The organism is Changpingibacter yushuensis (assembly GCF_014041995.1).
Classification (GTDB): domain Bacteria; phylum Actinomycetota; class Actinomycetes; order Actinomycetales; family Actinomycetaceae; genus Changpingibacter; species Changpingibacter yushuensis.
In genome coordinates this window covers 982,354-1,003,740 of the sequence record NZ_CP059492.1, presented here as the reverse complement: position 1 = coordinate 1,003,740, position 21,387 = coordinate 982,354, and the positions used below count along the sequence as shown (strand labels likewise).

14 protein-coding genes are annotated in these 21,387 nt (G+C 57.9%); 3 read left to right on the top strand and 11 right to left on the bottom strand.

The annotated features are described in order from the left end of the window. Positions 1 to 98: 98 nt before the first annotated feature. From H2O17_RS04255 to dnaE, 4 genes are all read right to left on the bottom strand, one after another. The gene (locus H2O17_RS04255; protein ID WP_182050503.1) at positions 99 to 1,556 is read right to left on the bottom strand and encodes a hypothetical protein; all 1,458 of its coding nucleotides are present in this window, start codon (positions 1,554 to 1,556) and stop codon (positions 99 to 101) included. Between the two features lie 76 nt (positions 1,557 to 1,632). After that, a complete protein-coding gene (locus H2O17_RS04250; protein ID WP_182050502.1) occupies positions 1,633 to 2,121 on the bottom strand; it encodes a hypothetical protein in 489 nt (162 codons plus the stop codon). Then, positions 2,090 to 3,799 carry an FtsK/SpoIIIE domain-containing protein gene (locus H2O17_RS04245; protein ID WP_182050501.1) on the bottom strand — a complete coding sequence of 570 codons (1,710 nt, stop codon included), beginning with the start codon at positions 3,797 to 3,799 and terminating at the stop codon, positions 2,090 to 2,092. Before H2O17_RS04245 ends, H2O17_RS04250 begins: the two co-directional genes overlap by 32 nt. Positions 3,800 to 3,819: 20 nt before the next feature. Continuing rightward, positions 3,820 to 7,614 carry a DNA polymerase III subunit alpha gene (gene dnaE / locus H2O17_RS04240; RefSeq protein ID WP_182050500.1) on the bottom strand — a complete coding sequence of 1,265 codons (3,795 nt, stop codon included), beginning with the start codon at positions 7,612 to 7,614 and terminating at the stop codon, positions 3,820 to 3,822. A 103-nt stretch (positions 7,615 to 7,717) separates the two neighbouring features. On the opposite strand from dnaE, the gene H2O17_RS04235 reads away from it, so the two are divergent. Next, positions 7,718 to 8,857 carry a hypothetical protein gene (locus H2O17_RS04235; RefSeq protein ID WP_182050499.1) on the top strand — a complete coding sequence of 380 codons (1,140 nt, stop codon included), beginning with the start codon at positions 7,718 to 7,720 and terminating at the stop codon, positions 8,855 to 8,857. Positions 8,858 to 8,869: 12 nt separating this feature from the next. On the opposite strand, the gene H2O17_RS04230 is transcribed toward H2O17_RS04235, so the two are convergent. The 3 genes from H2O17_RS04230 to H2O17_RS04220 all read right to left on the bottom strand — a co-directional run bounded on the left by H2O17_RS04230 (position 8,870) and on the right by H2O17_RS04220 (position 12,152). Further along, positions 8,870 to 10,062, bottom strand: a protein-coding gene (locus H2O17_RS04230) for an IS3 family transposase (protein WP_182050498.1) whose coding sequence is annotated in 2 segments (ribosomal slippage) — positions 8,870 to 9,775 and positions 9,778 to 10,062 — 1,191 coding nt in all. Because the reading frame shifts where the segments join, the coding sequence is not laid out codon by codon here. Between the two features lie 117 nt (positions 10,063 to 10,179). Beyond that, positions 10,180 to 11,223 carry a zinc-dependent alcohol dehydrogenase family protein gene (locus H2O17_RS04225; protein WP_182050497.1) on the bottom strand — a complete coding sequence of 348 codons (1,044 nt, stop codon included), beginning with the start codon at positions 11,221 to 11,223 and terminating at the stop codon, positions 10,180 to 10,182. Between the two features lie 2 nt (positions 11,224 to 11,225). Then, entirely contained in the window at positions 11,226 to 12,152 is a 927-nt protein-coding gene (locus H2O17_RS04220) for a zinc-binding dehydrogenase (protein ID WP_182050496.1), read from the bottom strand. Between the two features lie 254 nt (positions 12,153 to 12,406). Here H2O17_RS04220 and H2O17_RS04215 point away from each other — a divergent pair, with 254 nt between their 5' ends. Beyond that, entirely contained in the window at positions 12,407 to 12,988 is a 582-nt protein-coding gene (locus H2O17_RS04215) for a hypothetical protein (protein ID WP_182050495.1), read from the top strand. Positions 12,989 to 13,044: 56 nt separating this feature from the next. Further along, complete coding sequence (locus H2O17_RS04210) at positions 13,045 to 16,590, top strand: hypothetical protein (RefSeq protein ID WP_182050494.1); 3,546 nt, start codon at positions 13,045 to 13,047, stop codon at positions 16,588 to 16,590. An 828-nt stretch (positions 16,591 to 17,418) separates the two neighbouring features. Here H2O17_RS04210 and H2O17_RS04205 read toward each other — a convergent pair. The 4 genes from H2O17_RS04205 to H2O17_RS04190 all read right to left on the bottom strand — a co-directional run bounded on the left by H2O17_RS04205 (position 17,419) and on the right by H2O17_RS04190 (position 21,387). Next, positions 17,419 to 18,611, bottom strand: a protein-coding gene (locus H2O17_RS04205; protein WP_182050493.1) for an IS3 family transposase whose coding sequence is annotated in 2 segments (ribosomal slippage) — positions 17,419 to 18,324 and positions 18,327 to 18,611 — 1,191 coding nt in all. Because the reading frame shifts where the segments join, the coding sequence is not laid out codon by codon here. Between the two features lie 171 nt (positions 18,612 to 18,782). Continuing rightward, complete coding sequence (locus H2O17_RS04200; protein WP_182050492.1) at positions 18,783 to 19,157, bottom strand: hypothetical protein; 375 nt, start codon at positions 19,155 to 19,157, stop codon at positions 18,783 to 18,785. Further along, entirely contained in the window at positions 19,112 to 21,112 is a 2,001-nt protein-coding gene (locus H2O17_RS04195) for a DEAD/DEAH box helicase (RefSeq protein ID WP_182050491.1), read from the bottom strand. Before H2O17_RS04195 ends, H2O17_RS04200 begins: the two co-directional genes overlap by 46 nt. Next, the gene (locus H2O17_RS04190) at positions 21,094 to 21,387 is read right to left on the bottom strand and encodes a hypothetical protein (RefSeq protein WP_182050490.1); all 294 of its coding nucleotides are present in this window, start codon (positions 21,385 to 21,387) and stop codon (positions 21,094 to 21,096) included. The genes H2O17_RS04195 and H2O17_RS04190 overlap by 19 nt, the downstream gene beginning before the upstream one ends.

Here is a 21,387-nt window from a genome sequence, read left to right as displayed (position 1 = left end):
TTTTGGGTGCGACGAGTACACCTACTCCGTGTGCGGGTATGTTGACAGGTGTATTCACACGTCGCAGGATTGTTCGTTACCAAAACGTGATGTGGGCATCACAGGTCGATGACAACATCGCCACGCTCATCCACGCTCACAGACATGGGTGCAGAAGGTTTCGGCAGCCCATAGGTCGCGGCAAGCTTGCGCCATGTGGACGACCTCTCGTCCACATGTCCGCCCATTGCCCGAATCTCCCGCGCGATTTTTGTATCCGAGATTGTCGCACGGGTGAATGTCATGTGTTCGCCCTTGGTTGGTGAACTCACCCACCCGCCCAGCTTCACTTCTGGGATCCGGGAGGCCTTCAGCGCCCACGAGTTGTCCCACCGTTCGTTCTCGGGCATGAGGGTTGCAAGCTTGTCGACGTCGCGCCGACCCAGTCCGTCAAAATGAAGAACACCGTTTGCCCCATTGGGTTTTTCTCTGAAATAGCGCGGAACGGAGTCCTTGTCGGCATGGTCATATAGGACGGCACTGATCGCGTGACGTGACCATCCCAACTCCCCATCTCCACCGGGATAAACCCACTGTTGAACGGTGGGACGTGAACCTTTCGGCGGGAAACCCGGTGCCAGTCGCTTCGCCCCGATATGTTGAATGAACGTGGAGGAGGCATAGCTGGCAGGTGCGGCTATCGGACAGACATGATCCTGCCCAGCGAACCGTCCACACGAGGGACACTTGTCCAGTCGGCGGCTGGCGATCTTTCCGCGCAGTTGATCGTTGAAGACGTGCCCGGGAGCATTCGAGCGCTGCATTTGCTCATAGACCCGCCGGTCAGCCACGTACTGGTAGGCGCGATCCCCAATTGCCACCGTGACCGTCGACGAGGTCTCGTCGTAGGCGAGTCCTGAAATGAAAGACGTTCCATTGCTTCCATCCACCCGCACCCCGTACAAGGATCGGCGTTGACTGCGGCGGGCAATGAGGTCATCAACGCTGGCAACCTCCCGGTGGCGACGCTCGAGAGCAGCCATGACTGACTCCGACATGCGTACGTCCAGTTCGCCGGAGGTTCCTAGTGCCCAGGCCTCGAATTGGCCCATGTTGTTGCGAGTGACACGAACGAAGGCCTGGGTGTCGCGCCCGTTTTCACTCAAAAGGACCGGCACATCAACTGCGGTCAGGTCGTTGTCGGTCAGGAAGCGGTTGATCGCGGTGCGGGAAGGCATTCTGATCGTCCCGTCCCCCACGTCGTAGCGACGCCGGTAGGTGCGACGGTGACCCGTCACGGACAGACCCGTGTGCATGTTGGGTGTGTTGTCGTCGGGCATCCGGGGCACGCTTCCCCGATGGTTGGTCTCTCCGGTCAGGAAGGCGCGGTTCCACCAATCCTCGATCCCCTTGGTCGTGTGGGCACTGAGCGGAGAGGCGGTGACCGTTGCGCGAACATCGGCACCATCATCCATGGCGTCAAGACGTTCGATGAGAGAGACACCGGAGGGAGTGTTTCTCTCATCGACCCATTGTCCGTTGGCAGGATTGCGGGGCTGGTCTGGGTTGTAACTCATACCCCTGTTGTGTGCGGCGCACACACGACAACGCCCTCGAACCGTCCTAGGCCGAGGGCGTCGTGTCATCGGGCGCTCACACGTCCAGCAGTTCCTCCATCACTTCCAAATGGAACATCCCCACTCGGGCGGCAGATTCGACAAACGTCTTTTCATTCTCAGCCGACACAACGATGACATTGCCTGTGGGGATCACGTTCTCGGTCTCATACACGTCTGCCAAGACAACGAGCGGACACTCGTTGGTCCACTCCCGACCTGCCCAGATGTCGATGTGACGAGAGAAGTTGAGCAGCGCATCCAGTTCTTCTTGGGGCAGATCGGAGGTCACTGAATCGTGTTTCGCGACAAGGGAGGCTTGGGCAATATCGGCGATCGTGCCCATGGTGATGTTGCGCTCGAAGTAACGATCATTGGCGCCTTGGTTTGGTGTAGCGCCAAGACCGTAGAGCTGACCGATGGCGTCTGTATAGGACCCCGCTTCGATGACTTCACCGGGTGCGAAGGTGTAAATATCGTCAACATCGGTGATGTCACTGATGGTGAGGAACATTTTTGTCTCCATTCTGTGCAGTGTACTGGTCGGCAGCGACACGTAATTGATGTGCAGCGCGGGCCGCCCCGCGCAATGGTGGTTCCACGTCATCGGTTTGTCCGAAACCACCTTCGTCAAACCGAGTGAAAGGCCTGTCTTCTTCGCCCGGATCGTCCAACAGAACGGGCATCATGTCGCGAATCTGACGACCTGTCGGATAGGGGTTGATGGTGGTGTGAAGCCCCTGCGTGGCAAAGCGCTGGCGGTAAGTCTTCCCCGTGTCGAAGTAGGACTTGAAGATGACGAACCCTTCGCCCTCGATTTCGGCAATACCCACACCTTTGCCCATCTTCTCGTTCTCGACGAAGACACTGGGGATAGCAGGGGCGTCATCAGGGGCTTGAAAAGCGTGCCCGTAGGCCCTCCGATCTGGCTTGGACCCCAGAAGGATGCGGTTGGGCAGCGCCATTTTGAGAGGGACCGAAATGCCAGTGTTTCCTTGGGCTTGCTGGGTTGCCAGCAAGAGACGGACACCGACAAATCGCAGCTCCAGAGCGATGCGGCGGATCGTGGCTTCCAGACGGACGGTCATGATCTTCTTGTTGGCGGCCTCAATGTAGTCAGGGTTGTCTTTCGAGACTCCCGTCGGAGGCTTGTCGGCGAAGAAGAGTCCTGTTAACTCGTCACACACGAGCAGAAGCGGGGCTGGTCGGACGTCGTCGGGCAAGTCATTCCACTTCTCTACTCCGTACTGGTCGAGTAGGCGCTTGCGTTCATCGCGCACGGCGTAGACAAGGCCTGTGGTGGCAACGGACTCCTCCAACGACCGTGCGCCGAACCAGTTCTCGTGGACGTAACCTTCACACCACGCGTAGTCCCCCGCCTTGTGAGGAACGTCGATGATCCCAATGTCCCAGTCACGCTCCAGCGCACCGCAAATGAGAGCGTTGATGGTCACCGACTTGCCGGAGCCTGGCGTACCGACGATGAGAACGCCAGCGTTGTCCCACAGGTCGAGGCTGATCTCGCGGGACTTTTCCGCCCCGTACTCCATAGACACCCCGATCGGTAGGCGCATCTGGTCGCGCAGATCCCGGTAGGGCTTGTGGTCGGGGTAGTGAGCGAGGATGGGAAGAGTGGGGCGCTTACCCGGAGCGATACGGCCAGTGAGTGTCTTGGCGTTGATCTTTACCCACCATCCGGGCTGTCCGATCGCAGTTTCTGCCGCCTCGGCAAGCCTCTTGTCGTGACGCGATGGGGTGTAGGAGGACGGCAAGCGAACGTCATATCCATGCGTGTTGTCCCCGGAAATGACGATGTCCCACGGCTTGACGGACATAGCTACCGCAACGGACTCGCGGGCGCGGACAAGTTCTGGACTCATGCGGGCCAAGGTTGCTCGGGCGTCTTTAGGACGGAAGCTTGTCATGGCATATCCGGGGTGAAGCTCACTCATTCTGGCTGAGACGCGGTCCCCATCTGCCTGCGAAACATCGGAAGCAAGGGCCACTTCAATGATGTCTGCGCCCTGAACGCTTCGGGAGACGTGAGCCTGTCGTGCTGTTGTGTCGATTTCGTCAATCTCCCAGCCCGAGCCTTCTTGCTGTTCAAGGAGCGAAAGGAGTCGGGTTGTGTGTGCCGTCTTGGTTTCGTCGAACCATGTCGGCAGTGAAATATGGGCTCTTTCGCGTGGGTTCGTATTGGCCATACTCTTCATGTGTGCGGAGGTCACCATCCGGTCCCTACCCGCCCTGGTCGGTGGTTAGGGGAAAGGGTGAGCGACGTGCGCTGTAACTCGGGCAGGGCTTCAGGTTCGGGTGTGGGTTTGGCGGGCAGCGGCGGTGGTTCTCGTGTGGGTGCAGGTTCCGGTTCATCCTGCGTGAGCACATCGAGGTTGATGGCCCGGACCTTGCGGCGCCGCCCATGATCGAGAACGTCGAGAGGGACGAGACTGTTAATCCACAGTTCGGCTTTGACAGTCACCTCCCCTTCGTCGGAGACAACCTCACGCATCTTGACGTTTCCCGAAGCGATGACGACCGTCCCGATCGACAGACTGTCCGCTGCAATCCGGGAAAGGGAGCGGGGCCAGATGGCCGCGTCGATTCCTTGAGTCTGGTTTTCGAGAGTGAGGAAGGCAGCCACACCCGACGACAGGGTCTTCGTGACAAGTGCCCCGATGACGGCGATAACGTGGACCGGGTCTCCGTCGTTCTTCGTGAAGACGACGGACAGGTTGGACGGCGCCTTTTCCACGCGATGTCCGCGCGAGTCGATCCATCTCTTCGGTGGTTCACCGGCAACGTCGAGAGGGTGGGTCCCGAATGCGATACCAATGCGTTTCTTCTGCCCGGTCCAGCGCTCCACGTCACCCCACTCCCATTCGGGAACCTCCATGTCCGGGTGGTCCGCGAGTGCACCAGAGATGACGGTTTGCCCGCGTCGGGGGCCGAAAGTGTCGAGGCATCCGGCTTCTATGAGGGCAGTGATGTTGAGGCTGGTCAAGGTGGGGACGCGTGAGATGAGGTTGGATAGGGATGTGTAGGGTCCGTGTTCGTGTCTTTCGGCGACGATGTCGACTCCGGACTTGCCGACGTCTTTGATGTCGGAGAAGCCGACGAGGATCGTGTGGGGGTCAGGGTTGCTTGTGTCTTCCACGGAGTCGTTGATGGAGGGTGGCATCATGGATACGCCCATGCGTCTCATGGATTCGATGATCCCGGAACGCTCCACGCTTTGTGAGCGGTCGGTGTGGGCGAGGACTGCGGCTCCGAATGCGGCAGGGTAGGTGGATTTTAGCCATGCGGTTTGGAAGCCGAGAAGTGCGTAGGCGGCTGAGTGGGACTTGTTGAACGAGTAGTGGGCTGAGCCTTCTAGTGCTTTCCAGAGAGCTTCTGCTGTGTCGGGGGCGAAAGGAACCTTTGGTGCCCCGTCCTCGGTGTGGTTGAGGATGGCTCCGGCTACGAACTTTTCTCCTAGGGCGGGGAACTGGTCGACCTGCTTTTTCGAGATTGCCTTGCGGAGTTTGTTGACCATGGCGTCGGCGAACCCGGCAACGCTTCGTCCCAGTGCCATCGCTTGTTCTTGATAGACGGGGATGCCGAATGTTTCGCCAAGGACTTGCTCGATGACTTCAATTTCGTCGGGGTCTCGTCGGGCAGAGAAGATGCCGTAGTCCACGCCTTCGCGTCCGTTGAGTCGGTCGGCGTATTGGGTGTGCATTCCGGCTTTGAGGGGTCCGGGTCGGTAGAGGGCTGCCGCAGCGGTGATGTGGGACCATTCTCGGGGTTCGATCTGTTCGATGAGGGTTGTCATGCCTGACGAGGAGAATTGGAAGACGCCGGCTGTCTCTCCTTGGCGCAGCATTGCCCACGCGGCCGCTACGTCGTCTCGCTCGGTATCGTCGGGGTCGGGAATGTCCTCGTAGGTGAGGTCGTGGCCTACTTGGGCCGATGCGAGAGTGAGTGCGGTGTGGATGATGTCTAGTGTGCGCAGCCCGAGAAGATCGAGTTTGAGCATTCCGAGGGAGTCGATTTCGCGCCCATCCCAGCTTGTTACGCGGGGCGCGTTCTTGTCCGAGCTCTCGCGGTTGACCCGCATGGGGATTTCTCCGGTCATGTCGCGGTCTCCGATGAGGACACCGCAGGCGTGGATGCCTTCATTGAAGCTCAAGCCAACAAATGAGTGGGCGTAGGTAAGTGCCTCATCCATTTGTTCGGTGTTGGGATAGGCCTCCATTTCTCGTCGGAACGCCACACTGGCGTCGTTGGTGGCGTCGAGAAGATCGGGAAGGGGCATGTCCCCGTCCTCACCGCTGGGGATGAGTTTGGTCAGTGTGTTGGCGGTCTGTTCGTTGATGCCAACGATGGAGCATCCGGACTTGATGGCAGCTTTGACCTGTTTGCGCCCCACGGTTCCCAGCCGGGCGATTCGGTCGCGCCCATAGCGTTCGACAAGGAAGGCGTAGCACTCGTCGCGTCGTTCCTTCTCGAAGTCGGTGTCCACGTCGGGCATACCTACACGTGTTGGGTCGAGGAAGCGGTCAAAGTAGAGGTTGTGGCGCAGTGGATCTAGGTTGACGATCCCGAGACAGTAGGAGACGCAGGATCCTGCTGAGCTTCCACGGCCTGGGCCCACAAAGATCGGTGTCTTGGTCTCGCGTTCGTCAGGCAGGTGGTCGCCTTGTGCTCGGGCAATCCAGTCGGTGGGTGTGTCGGTGGATCGTGCCCAGGCGATGAGGTCCCAGTCGATGAGGAAGTAGTCGATGAGTCCGAGGTTGCGAATGATCCGAGTTTCCCATGCCAAACGCTTCTTCACGGCGGCAGGTAGGGGTGAGCCGTAGCGTTCGAGCGCACCTTCCTTGACAAGTCGGACGAGGAATGTCAACGAGTCTTTCTCATTCGGCGGCAGGGGGAAGGTCGGTAGACGCACACCTTCGTATTCAGGCAGTATCCACTCATCGACCCGCTCGGCTACCTTCACTGTCTCGTCGCACGCCTGCTGCCACCACGATTCCGTGTGGAGGGCGCGCATCTGTTGCTCCGAGCGAATCCAGTAGCCGTCCCCGTGGAAACGGAAACGCCCCGGAGTGTTGAGTTTTCCTCCCGAGGTGCGCATGGCAAGCCAGCCGTCATGTCCCACCGCATCCTCTTCGTGGGTGAAGTGGGAGTCGTTGGTGGCAACACATGCCACGCCAGCCTCCACGGCGAGGCGCTGAGCTAGGGGAAGAGCCTTCTGTTCGGCGGGGATGCCGTGTTCCATGAGTTCGACGTAGACGTTCTCGACCCCGTAGATGGAGATGAGGCGAGCAAGGTTTTGGCGGGCCACGTCAATATAGTCGGTTGTCTCGAGTTGTTCGCGGCGGAAGGCGACGAGGGTTCGGGTCACTTCATCGGGTAGGGCCGCATCGTCCGCGTCGTCATCGCCCAGGTGTTGCTTGGCCAGGGCCAAGCAGTTGTCGAAGGCATCTTGTGACATCTGGTCGCGAGAAAGGCTGATCGACTTCTTGTAGGAGATGAGCGCGTCCTCATGAAGGACATGACGCGAAAGAGGCCCAAGAATGGGTCCACCCAAACATCCCGTCAGACAGATGAGTCCGGCGTTGTGTTCGCTCATGAGGTCGTAGTCGATGCGCGGGACATACCAGTAGGAGTCCTGTGACTCGTTGAAGAGGCGAACAAGGTTCTCCCACCCCTGCGTGGTGCGTGCCAGAAGGGTCAGGTGCTCGTAGCGTTTGGTCTTGTTGCCCTCGCCCGAGGACACATCGCCCGAACGAGTCGTAACTTCGTTGCGCTCAAAACGTGACCCCAACGAGAGATAGAACTCGACACCGATGATCGGCTTGACTCCGATGTCTCGCGCCGAGCGAGCAAACGCCAAAGCTTGAGTCAACGAACCATGATCCGTTTGAGCAACCGCATCCATACCCATGTCGTGGGCCGCACGAGAAATATCCCCGGGACGCGATAAGCCGTCCAAGAGGGAGCCTTCTCCATGGACGTGGAGGTGAACGAAACCAGTCATGCCTCCCTAGTGTGCGGGACGCGCGCCCCGCCACCACCCAGACCTGCGACCTTTTCCGCACACGAGGTAAGTAGCCAGGCATGTGAAGACACAAAGGAGAGATATGCCTATCCGTTACCGGAGCTTCCTCGGAATTGAACCCGCCACCAACCCGATCGCCGTTACTAGCCTCGAAGACACGCTCCTGCGTTCGAGCCGGTTCACCCAAGAGACGGGTATCCCCCACAGCCAGATAGTCGTTAGTCCCGCATTCTTTGTTCCCATCCCGATCTACTCGCCGACCGAGAACCGGAGAGCATGGCCGGTCAAGCCGGAGGCCATGTGGCATCCGCTCATGTGGCTCCCCGACCGTCTTGCCGCACCTGTGTCCGTGGAGAACCCCACCACAGAGACATCCCAACGTGAGAGCGCCGAAGAGTACGGGGTCCGCGTGTGCTACGAGCTCGCCAACTCCGCCCCCTTCCTGTTCGCCCACAAGTGGTGGGTCCGTTTGGAGGATTACGCGGGCGTCCCCATCCATCCTTATGACAAGGATGAGACTGGGGCAGACATCGTCCCGGACGCCATCTACGACCCGTCCGCCACATACATCCTGCGGCCCGCCGATGGACGCGACACCGGTACCCTCCTGCCCATCTACAACCAAGCCGAAGGCACATGGTTGGATGTCCCCTACCTTGTTGGGGTGGATACTCAAAGCCGCGACGGAGTCGAACGTATGCGGGCATGGCTTGTCGGTATGCCCGACGAGGCTCTCGACTCTCTCAACCTAGACACATACCTGCTGGCTGGGGATCGGGACCCAAACTGGGCGATGAACCGCTTCTATCGTCTCATCGACCAATCCGCTATCGGTGGCGAAGTGGATGGAACCTTGTTTATGGACACCATCATCGACACGGCGCACATGAGCACCCTCTCTGACTTGTCCGTCTGGCTAGAGCAAGCCAAGTCGCTCATGGGCGAGGATCTCCAAGATGGACGCGACTACACCTCCTTCACACGCGAGAACTTCACCGCCTACAGCGGACTGCCCCACGGCGGCAAACTCTTCACAGAAATTGATGCCGCATTCCAGGAAGCCCTCACCGAGTCGGAGCCTGTCGAGACCTTGACGCGGATTCAGGGCATGTTCATGGATGTTGCTCGAGAACTTGCCACCCAAGCTGAGCTCTACAACCTCTGTTTGGAGACACTCCTGCGTGACACGATGATTGAACTGTTGGGACTGCTGCACGTTTAGGTGACAGGTTGGTCAGGCTGCTTGTGCGGCCTGTTTGTTCATCATGGTTTCAAAGTGGATGGGTGTCAACTTGCCGAGGCGGGCTTGTCTGCGTCGGCGGTGGTAGGTCCTCTCTATCCACCACACGATCGCCATGCGTAGTTCCTCACGACTATCCCAAATCTGCTGGTCAAGTACGTTCTTTTGGAGCAGAGCGAAGAAACTTTCCATGGCCGCGTTATCCCCGGCAGCAGCAACCCTACCCATGCTCCCGATCAGAGCGTGAGAAGTCAGAGCATCCAGGAATTCACGGGAGCGGAATTGGGATCCACGATCGGAATGCACCGTGCAGCCGCGCACGTTTCCCCGGCACTGCACGGCGTTTTCTACGGCGTTCACTGCGAGGCTGGCTTTCATCCGCGAGTCGATGGAGTACCCCACGATCCGCCCCGAGTAAGCGTCTTTGACGGCACACAAGTAGAGCTTGCCTTCCCTCGTCCAGTGCTCCGAAATGTCGGTCAACCACAGCTCATTAGTGCTGTTAGCTGTGAAGCGATGCCGGGTGACGCCGTGCTTGTCCTCATAGGCACACAGGTCATCATGGACGGGTGGGCCCGGCTTCTTCCCGTTCTTCCCTTTCTTCTTCCCAAAAGAAGACCACCACCCATTGCCGGAGCAGATCTTCCACGCAGTGCGATCACACATGCTCTGGCCAGCGTCTCTGGCTTCGTCAGCCAGGAGACGGTGACCGAACTGGGGATCATCCCGGTGAGCATCAAAGAGCAGGTTAGCCCGGTAGGCCTCTTCCAATTCAGTCGAGCTCACTGGGTTCTTCAACCAGCGATAATACGGCGCCCTAGAAAGCTTCAAGACCCGCAAGGACACCGCGACGCGAATACCATCATCGGCGAGCTCACTCACTAGCGGGTAGATCCTTTTCCCGGTAGATTAGCCTGACTCAAGTAGGCCGCGGCCCGGCGCAGAACCTCATTTTCTTGTTCAAGCAAACGGTTACGTTTACGCAGTTCTCGAAGCTCTTGGGACTCGGCTTTAGTCACACCTGGTTTCTCTCCAGATTCGACTCTCTCCTCACGGAGCCACTTATCTAGTGTCCCCACGTGAATCCCGAAATCCTTCGCGATCATTTTGATCGTCACCCCAGGCTCGCGGGCAGCAACCACCCGCAGGACATCCTCACGGAACTCTTTTGGATACGCAGTAGGCATAACAACATCCTCCCAGGCCAGCAAAAACTAGCCAAGTCAAACGTCACCCAACCATGCAGCAGTCCCTCTCGACCAGCGTGTGGAGTATCTACACATACCCTCAACGCTTACGTCTTCTTATGGGATCACTAGGACTTTCTTCGTTTTTCCTTGTGCGAAGAGATTGATCGCATACTCGTATTCGCTCAGCGGGATCCGGTCCGAAACGATCAGGTCCGGGTCTACCAGCCCGGTGGCAAGGACCTGTGCTGCCCGCGCGAAGGAATGATGAACCGCCATGGAGCCAACTATCCGGATCTCATCTCGATAGATCCGGTAGGGCGATACCTCGATTACCGCAGACGTGGGGCTCACCCCGAACTGGAGGAACGTCCCCCCAGGGATAACCTGATCGATACCCTCCGAGATCGCTGCGGGCACACCACTGCAATCCACCACAAGATCCCACAATGCAGGCGCTCCGCTACTGTGCTTTCTAAGATCAGCGAGAGATGAGACAGCAACGGTTGCACCGGCCTGGCGGGCGCCGTCGAGCCGGCTCGTGTTCGGATCAACCACCGTGAGCTCGCATACTCCGCTCGCCGCTAGCAGCATCGTCATGATCAGGCCCATCGTTCCCGCACCATAGATCAAGGCCCTATCCCCCACCGACGGTTGGAGCGTGTCAATCCCGTGGACCGCACACGATATTGGCTCGATCAGCGCAGCGTTAGCAAGTTTCGCCGGATCACGCATGGTTTCTGGCAGGCGCACACAACAGAACTCGGGGACCGCCACGAATTGCGCTGCAGCGCCATCCATCGTCACACCCACCGCCGCATAATTCTCACACAGGTTAGACCTACCACGCTGACATTGGGCACACTTCCGGCAGGGAATATTGGGGTCCACCGCCACCGGGGTTCCGACCCTCAGATCCACACCCTCACCGGTTGCCACAATAGTGCCGGCAAACTCATGACCAGGAACAATCGGATGATCCCGGGACACATGATCCCCTGCCCGAAGATGCAAGTCCGTACCGCAGATACCAACGGCAGCTACACGGATGAGCACCTTCCCCGCACCAGCGTGTGGGATCGGACGCTCGCCGTATGCGATAGTGCCATCGGGGGCCATCGTCACGGCATGCATCATGCCGCCCATCGGGAGTAGGTCCATCGTCAATGCACCTCACCGATACTGAAGGCAGCACCCGGATCCTCAATCTGGTCGATCTGTGGGTAGACGATCGCCTTGAAACACCCACCAATCTGCGAGGCCGCTAGTAGTGCCTGCTCGGTTTGCTGCAACCCGAAATGATGAGTGAAGATCCCAGAAACATCCACCTTCCCCTCACTCATCAAACGAATCGCAGTAGGCCAAGTGTTCACATAACGGAAGATATTCATCACCGTCAGCTCCCGGTGATGCAACCTCGCCAACGGCAGCTGCGGATCATCAACAGGCAGACCGATCATCACCGCACACCCACGCGAGCGCAACCGTGCCAAACATCCAGCCATCGCACCGCGGGCGCCCGAGCATTCCAGCAAGACGGAGAACTCGGCTCCATCCTCACCCTTCATCGATTCGGGCTCATCGCCCGGGTGGGCTACCTCTATCTGGTGACCATGAGACTGTGCGAGGGCAAGCCTGGCCGGATCAATATCACGTACCACAACTCGGCGAGCTCCCCGAGCACGCGCCACCTCAGCAGCCAGCAATCCCACAGGGCCACCGCCACTGACAAGCACATCGTCGTCGATCCCTACACTCGCGCGTTCGTTAGCCCACAACCCAACCGACATCGGCTCACACAACGCCCCCTGCTCCATCGTCAAACCATCGGGCAGGACATGGAGGAAATCCTCATGCCACACGATCGAATGCGTGAACGCCCCATCGTAAGGAGGAGTGGCCATAAAAGCCATGTCAGGGCACACATTGTATTCACCCGCACGGCACCGTTCGCACCTGCCACATGGTCGGCCCGGTTCAATACTGACCCGATCCCCCACACGGACCTTCGTGACCCCGCCACCAACCTCGATAACAGTACCTCCGAAAGGACAGAGTAACCCGTGGCAGCGTGAGGATGGACCTAGCACTTCGACGATTACGAAGCTTGGGTGAAGAACAAGTATGTATTAGTTCATGTACTCCGAAAGTCTCACGAGCCCGCTATTCCCGTTGATAGAATTGTGCGTGAGTGAGGCGGCGCGTGGCGAGCGTCGCCCATGAACGCGTACTCAGATTGTTTTGGGTTCTCACCAAATGTGATGACGCAGGGTCGCGGATGTCCAACTCAAAATGCTAAGGGAAAACTGTGAATTTGAGATGTAGTGTGCGGCGCAGACTCCTGGTGGCTTTCGCCGCCTGGGGTTTTGCCCTCGCCTTCCTATCAGTCTTTGGAGCGCAACGCGCATTTGCCTCGGAACTCACCTGGATTGACGTTCCGACCGGTACTCAATCAATCTGGGTGGACTTAGAAGGCAGCACCTTGAATCCAAACGAGGTCGCTGGAAGTCTGCATGGTCAGGAGGGCTCCATCGACCTCTCATTTGTTGCGTCGCCTGCCGGGCTGACGGCAACCACTACCAGCAGCTCTGCAAAAGTAGCGCTGGAACTCGAGACCACAACGAAGGCCAATGCGCGCGTCGCCCTGACATTTGCGGATGGCAAGGGCAACGTACTGGCGGAGACCAACAGCCTGGTAACCCTCTTGCCCGACGAAGTGACCCCTGTGGAGCCGTCGCCTGATGCTCCTGCAACAGTCAATCCTTCACCAGCAGAGCCTGGTACCTCGACCGACGCGACGTCCAAGTCAGGAGTCCTGGCCAACACTGGCGTGACCGTCGGAGCTGTGGTTCTCCTGGCCCTGGCATTGATTGGAGTCGGAATGGCCTTCATTCGTACGCAACGTGCAGGGGCTGAGTCAAAATGATGAATAGGATAGTCAAAAGCCTCGCCGCCTTCTCAGTTGGCGCGCTTACTTTGGGTATGACAAGCGTGCCAGCGTTCGCAGCCGTGTCAACTCCGGCATCCGATGAGTCGCACACCACTGGGGCCGCCGCCGAATCTCTCGGCTTCCACCGGTATGATCGGCTTCCCACTGTCGAGAGCAACGTTATTTCTCAAATGCCGGTTGGCGGCGGCAGCGTCGCGGTACCTAATGTCGACGATGGTGCGGCTCTGCTGCGTATCAGCATATTCGACGCCAAGAAAGACACGAACGTGATGGTTGCGGGCGGTCTGGCCTTGTCAGTCGACCAGGGCACTGATGCTTCCACCACCGTCTTAGTCCCCGTCGAAGGCAACAATGCCCCTATCTATGCTGACGCGGAGGCAAACGCACGCGTCGAAGTGCTCGCATCGTTTGAGTCGGACCCAGCAACGCCAGGTTCCATAGTTGCCTTGGACCAAGTTGCGACGCGCGTGGACACAAATGCGGGCCTCGGAATCGCCGCCTTGAGTGAAGACGCTCAAGAGGTTTCTGTCATTGGTCTTGGTGGGGTGCCCAGTGAGGGTGTTCGTGCCGTATTCTCCACGATTGACGTAAACCTGACCTCCGCCGGCCAAGTTATCGTTGGGGATCAGACGTTTACGTTGCCCGGAGGTCGAAGCCAAGTCACGACTGTCACGGCGGTCGATCAGGACGGAATGGTGCCGATCAGCTCCACTACGACTGGGACATTACGTTTGGATGTTCGAGGTTCGGTCGTTGGATCGGGCCAGGGAGCCGATGCAGCCAATGTCGAAGGAGGCTTCGTACCAGCGACAGCTGCGAAATGGAATTCCGGTGAAGCTACTGAAGATCAGAGCGCGACTCTCGCAATTGGCGAGTACTCCGACCGCGTCGCGTCCTTAGTTTTAGCTTCTGCCACGACGTCGGGAACCAGTTCGGCCTTCGTGTCGGTGGGGCGCGACCTTTATGGGCGCAGCCAAGGGATGCTGGTCGACTCTGCACAAGGTGCGTTGCCACAAATCCAAGTTGTAGGAACGGGAGAACAGTCGCAGAAAGTTTCGGTTCGTGGCGGTTCAACGAATGTGAATGTCTTATCCTTGGGTGATGTCGTCGGTGAGCGAATCGACAAGCAAGGGAGTGCTGAGATCAGCGTCGAGTTGCCCGAATCCGGCGATCTGGCAGAAACAGGAACAATTCAGCTTCATGGCGAGGTCTCATCGGACGCGTCAATTGATCGGGTTGACGTATTCGGAAACGATGCGCTGATTGGGACGGCTGCGATCACATATGGTCCCAGCGGTGCGGAGTGGCAGCTGCAGACAGGTGCGCCTGAGAGCGGAATCGTAGAGTTCCGCGCCAAAGTGTACACGCGTGACGGAGCAAGTGCGGACGGAGAGGCGACGCTCGAAGTTCGACTGCCAAGTCCAGACGAGGTCGTAATCAGTCCGGACACCGTGGTGGTCAACGCGGACGACATTTCGACTATCAGTGATGGCCGAGTCATATTCACGAATGACCCACACCTAAAGCCAGGTGATGTGTTGGTAGCAGATGCGTCAGATGCACATCCCGAGGGTGCGTTGTTGAGAGTCTTGTCTGTCCAATTCACCGAGTCTGGATGGGAGATCGGAACTGAACAGGCAGCTCTGACGGACGCGATTATGCAGGCCCAGGTGCAGGACGGACAATCAGTTTTGGGTGACGGAGTGCAGGTCGAGGCACCCCAAACCGACAATGACTTCGAAGTCGTTGACGAAGGTGTCAATAATCTAGATCTCGTGGATCAAGAGCTCAATCCAGACGGCATTCAGTGGATCGATGACAGTGGAACATCAGTGGAAAGCACGAGTAGTCAGCCGCCCGAATCGCTGGACATGCGCAGTTTCCGGGGCTCAGATGCGTCGTTGAGCAGCGAGAGAGTCCTTAAAGGCAGCGCAAAACTTGCATTTACGACCGACTATTCGAAAGACCTTTCGAAGGCTACACAAGCAACGAAACAGGCTGAAGATGCAAAGTTGAAGGCCGAAGGCGGTTTGTCGGTGGAAGCGACAGTCACGTTAACTTTGGGTACCTATATGGATCTGGGTATTTCTACTGTCTGGGACTGGGGCATTCCCAAGCCAACCCTGGACGATTTTTCGGTTTCTTTCAAGGGACAAGCAAAGCTGGGTTACAGCGTCTCAGCATCAGCCGAAATCGAAAAGACTATCGATAGAGAACTGGCGAAGTTAAATTCCAAACCCGTGACGTTTAGCGTCGGCACAGTTCCGGTCGTCTTGTTGCCCAGTGCGACGTTGAGCCTCGTAGGAGCTGCTCGCGTTCAGGCGAACATCTCCTACTCGGATGAAATCATCGCTGGATTTGAATACGGAGCCAAGTACCAGGACAAGAAGTGGTCTCCGATCAAAGAATACGGCATCGAGCCTGCATCACCGAAAGACTCGTGTTTCGGGTGGGGAACCATGGCGGCCGCAGCATCCTTCGAGGATTCCATCGGTCCAGAAATCGCAGGCGACGTAAAAATATACGGTGTCGTGGGACCTGAAGTAGCCGTGACCATAAAGGGAGAAACTGAGGGAAAGATCGAAGTCGACAGCGGTGGCAACGGCGTTTTGTCGACTACCAACGCGATCGTCTTTGGTGCCGATCTCAAAGTCAACGCCAAGATCCGTGTTCTTGGATTCACGATTGGGGCTGAATGGACGCTGATCGGAATCGAGGCAAAAGTCGAACTAGCCGTAAAAGACCCATTTTCAGTTCCCAAGTGCTCAGACAATGGCGGAAGCAGCAATATTCAGGTGCGTTTGTCGGGTACAGTCTTCGATGCCACGACGGGCGACAGAATTGCCAACGCTAACGTTAGCATTACCGATGGAAAATCCGTACACCATGCCGTCACGGCAAATGCTGCAGGGGAATACTCTGCGACAGTTACCGGCGGGGACATTGGCATATCCGTCACCGCGAACGGATATATAGATTACGAGGACCAGATCGACACCGGAACTAAGACTGCGATCACTGCGGACATCCAAATGTCCCCGCGACTGGAGGCAACGCAGTACCGTGCCGTCCTGACCTGGGCGGAATCTCCGACCGACCTCGATTCCCACCTAGCCGGTTTCTCAAGTAGTGGTTCCTACCACGTCTACTTTGGAGACAAGAATGCGATCGATCCAGAGACTGGAAAGCTAGTCGCGAATCTCGATGTGGACGATACAAGCAGTTATGGGCCCGAAACGACCACGTTCGACGTTGCAAGTGACGGCACATATAACTTCTTTGTGCACAACTTCTCGGGCAGCACTGGGGGCACGCTAGCAAACTCAGCTGCACGCGTTGACCTTTATCGGGGGAACGAACGAGTGGGCACCTACAACGTGCCAGCGGGAGGCGACGAACTATATTGGGGTGTATTCCAGATTGCTAATGGCCAGCTGCGAATCATAAACAAGTTGGCGGATAATCCGTCCTACTTGTTCGATGAGGGTGCCAGCAGCATGATGAGGTCCGCAGAGCAGCCAATGGCGCGCTTACTGACCAACGCCGTTGCCGATATCGAGGCGCACACGAAAGGGTAAGGAAGCAGAGATAACTAGCTGAGCCTCTGCGCATACGAGTAATCGAACTGATGCGCAGCAGGGCCTGACTGTGGCGGCTCTGGCGATTGAACCAGATCGCTGGGCCGCCACTTTCTGTCGCGATGCTGCATTTTTCAAGGATCCGCCACGGCAAGATCCCGCTCAACAAGACTGCCGTTTGGCACATACAGAAGCGTCCCGCTCAACAAGACGGTCCCTACTAGGCCTACCCTGTTTTTTGGACACCAGATGGTGCAAGACCGCATGGTCCGCGCTACCAGAGTTGTCATGAGTATGGGGAATGAGAATACAACGAAGCAGCCGCCTTGCAGCGCGCTCCAAGCGTCAGTAGATGAAAAGCATTCCTCGGGACAGACGGTCTTGTCGTCCACCATTTTGTCTGCCTATAATATTTTTACGATACATATACGATAGGAAGTGACCAGATGCCACGCCCAAAAGGTTCCAAAAACAAATCACCGAGAGAGCTTCGTGCAGAAGCAAAGCGGCTAAATGAGAAGGCAAATCTTCTCGAGCGACTCAAGAAGGCAAACGACAAGACAAAGTGACACGCGAGATAGCCCGCCGCGGGGAGCGTGATTCCTTGCCTTGCGGGCTAGCCGTCGGAACCCCAACTGCGTCTCATATCCCCCATTGCACAGTCGACGCATAGCTGCCGCAGATAGGCCAATGGTCTACTCTGTATCGCATCGATTCCCGTCATAGACCTCTAATCAAAGTCGCCTGTTGATCGAGAACAAGATGAAAATAATAGCCAAGACTTAACAAGATCGTGAGGGACTGCTGCACGTTTAGGTGACAGGTTGGTCAGGCTGCTTGTGCGGCCTGTTTGTTCATCATGGTTTCAAAGTGGATGGGTGTCAACTTGCCGAGGCGGGCTTGTCTGCGTCGGCGGTGGTAGGTCCTCTCTATCCACCACACGATCGCCATGCGTAGTTCCTCACGACTATCCCAAATCTGCTGGTCAAGTACGTTCTTTTGGAGCAGAGCGAAGAAACTTTCCATGGCCGCGTTATCCCCGGCAGCAGCAACCCTACCCATGCTCCCGATCAGAGCGTGAGAAGTCAGAGCATCCAGGAATTCACGGGAGCGGAATTGGGATCCACGATCGGAATGCACCGTGCAGCCGCGCACGTTTCCCCGGCACTGCACGGCGTTTTCTACGGCGTTCACTGCGAGGCTGGCTTTCATCCGCGAGTCGATGGAGTACCCCACGATCCGCCCCGAGTAAGCGTCTTTGACGGCACACAAGTAGAGCTTGCCTTCCCTCGTCCAGTGCTCCGAAATGTCGGTCAACCACAGCTCATTAGTGCTGTTAGCTGTGAAGCGATGCCGGGTGACGCCGTGCTTGTCCTCATAGGCACACAGGTCATCATGGACGGGTGGGCCCGGCTTCTTCCCGTTCTTCCCTTTCTTCTTCCCAAAAGAAGACCACCACCCATTGACCGAGCAGATCTTCCACGCGGTACGATCACACATACTTTCACCGGTATCCCTGGCTTGGTCAGCCAGGAGACGGTGACCGAACTGGGGATCATCCCGGTGAGCATCAAAGAGCGCGTTAGACCGGTAGGCCTCTTCCAATTCAGTCGAGCTCACTGGGTTCTTCAACCAGCGATAATACGGCGCCCTAGAAAGCTTGAGAACCCGCAAGGACACCGCGACGCGAATACCATCATCGGCGAGCTCACTCACAAGCGGGTAGATCCTTTTCCCGGTAGATTCGCCTGACTCAAGTAGGCCGCGGCCCGGCGCAGAACCTCATTTTCTTGTTCAAGCAAACGGTTACGTTTACGCAGTTCTCGAAGCTCTTGGGATTCGACTCTCGTGATTCCAGGTTTGTCCCCAGATTCAATACGAGCCTGTTTCAACCACTTATCCAACGTGCCAACATGAATACCAAAATCTTTCGCGATCTGCTCACGCGTGACCCCCGGGCCGCGATCAAGCGCGACACGCACAACATCATCACGGAACTCCTGCGAATAAGAAACAGTCATAACAACATCCTCCCAGGCCAGCAAAAACTAGCCAAGTCAAACGTCACCCAACCATGCAGCAGTCCCGTTCTCCCGGCACGATCTAACCGAGGCAGACGTCGCCAACTAAGCCCCGTCCCGCCCCTGTAACACACAAGGCCACCTGCGAGAGGTGGCCTTGTGTGTTGTGTCTTACTCCTCGATTCTCACGCGGGCTGCGGCAGAGGCACGCATTGTCTTGCCCGCACATCCTTTGGGGCGTCGGCACTTCGTGGAGGAGGACCGACACACGGCCATGACGTTCCCGCACGTCTCGCATACGCTGATCGTCACCATCGGCGGGCCAACACAGACGAGGCGCACGATCTGGCGGTATTCCTCCAAGATGCGGCGCTGGTCCTCATCGAGAACAATGTCTTTCAACGCGGCTCTTCTCTTGGGTTGCAGTGGCGTCGTTTCCAGTTCATCCCATGTGTTCACTCCCGCAACTTTCAAGAGCGTGAGCGCGTAGGAGGCGGCTTCTATTTCTTCGGGGATGTCTTCTTTGGGGAGAAGCTTTTGTGCCATGTCGTGTTCCACCTGTTCGTGACAATGTTGTTGAGAATGTGGGCTGCGGGTTGGGCATAGTCCTGCGTGACGGACGTGTCCAAGTCCCCTCCAAGGACCGCGTTGAGGGTGATGGACTTTGTGTGAAGGATGAGTTGGATAGTTTCGTCTAAGGTTCCCGGTGCGATAAGGGTTGTCAGGGTGGGCGGGATGGTCTGACCGATGCGGTGGATTCGGTCTTCAGCTTGAATGACGTTGGCTGGTGTCCAGTCAGTTTCCACGAAGAAGGCGGTGTGGCTGCGGGTGAGAGTGATGGCCACCCCGGCTGCGGTGATGGAGGCGACGAGGACGGCGATCTTCCCGTTTTGGAAGTCGGCGGTGATGCGTCCACGGGTTGCCGGGGATGTGGAGCCAACAATGGCGGCCACTTTGTCTGATCCGACCGCCTCCCGCGCGGCGCACAGGAGAGCGTCGGCGACTTCTTTGTGGTGCGCCCAGAGGATGACGGGCTCCTCATACAGCCCATTGTCGTTGGCGGGATGAGCTGCCAAGTGCTCGGTGATGATGTCGATGGCAGTCGGGATTTTGCACAGTCCGGCAGCGACTCGCAACGTGGAAATGAGGGAAAGCGAGTCGTGAGAGAAATCGGCGAAAGCTCGTTCTCGTTCGTCTGAGTCCATGGAGGCTAACGCACGTCCGGAGGCGTGGAACCATTCGTCGATGCGGGTAATAACGTCTGTATGGGCTTGCCGGAAGTTCTTCAAATCCACGTCAACAATCATGGGGACGCGGATCTTGTCGGGCAGGTCGGCCAGGACATCGGACTTGCGGCGACGTATCCACACCTTCTTCTCCAACTTCTCGCGCATTGCTTCGCGAGCACCCGAGCGGGGAACGTAGGCTCCGTAGCTGAGCTTCGTGAAATAGGTGGAGAGGAATGATGACGGCCCACCAAACGGCATTCTCATTCGGCGGACAAGTTCGAGTTGGCTCGTCAGTTCGAGCGGGTTGGCGTAAATGGGTGTGCCCGAGGCGGCGAAGATGGGGCCTCGGATGGACGTGGACAATGACAGGACCGCCTTGGTGCGCACCGCTTTGGCGTTCTTCAGTCGGTGTGCTTCATCAACGATGAGGCAATCGGACTCCCACTGGGCGAGGGCTTTGGCCAGTGCGGGACGCGAGCTGAGCATCGAGTCGGAGACAATGACAACACCCCCATCGCGAGGAATCTTGGGCATTTTGCGTCCGGAGTAGATGGGTCGGACGTGCTCTGCCACAGGGGCGGAGCTGGCGTCGGTGAGGACGATCGAGTCGGACGGGTGGTCTGATTGCCCGATACCCGATGCCGAGGCTTCTCTCGCCCATGAGGTGATGGCCACCGGCGGGCAGACAATGATGACCCGCTGAGCGTTGATGATTGCGGCGGCGGCCAAGAGTTGGCGGGTTTTGCCCAGTCCCGGTTCGTCAGCGGTGTAGGGGCGTCCCGAGACCAGAGCGTGCGCACCGTCCTTCTGGTAGCCGTACAGGGAAAGCCCGAACCACGCGGGTATGGGCACGTCTGCAAGAAAGTCACGGGCGCCAACTGACAATTCGACACCTTGTGCCCCACGGAGAGCTTGGTCGCGGGTAAGGATGGAGCGCCGCTCGGCATCCACGGGCAGCGGCCCGGTGATCTTTTCGACGCTGGCAATACCACCGAGTCGCGGATAGACACGAATCTCTTCACCTACTCGGACACCGAGAGGGTGAACGTATTGAGAGAGGCGTCCTTTCCCATTCGTTCCCGGGCGCGGGGTGAACTCGGGGTCGCGGACGATACGCAGACCGGCTTCGCGGCACCGCCCATCAGGGTCACGCCACGTGGTCTCCCACAAACCATCATCTCGCCTGACTGCACCGCGAAAAGGACAGCGTGGCCCAGTGGAAATGAGAAGTTCAGGCCGTTTCCACGTGCCAGTCAGGATTGCTTGACCCACGAGGACCTCCCCATGATGAACGCCCACCCCAGTCCGATCCATGGGACAGTAAAGACGGGTTGAAGGAGAGGCGTCACAAGCCACAGGCCGAGCCACAAGCCCCACTGAGTCCGAGCTGACTCACTCAGAGCCAGTGTCCCCAGTGTGGGCATGGCCAGCCACGAGGAGAAGGCAAGTGCACTCCACGCTCCGGGCAGGTAGTAGGTTCCGAATGTCCATGCCACGGCCGGAATGATCCACCCCCAGAACGGTATGGGGAACAGGAAACGTTTCAT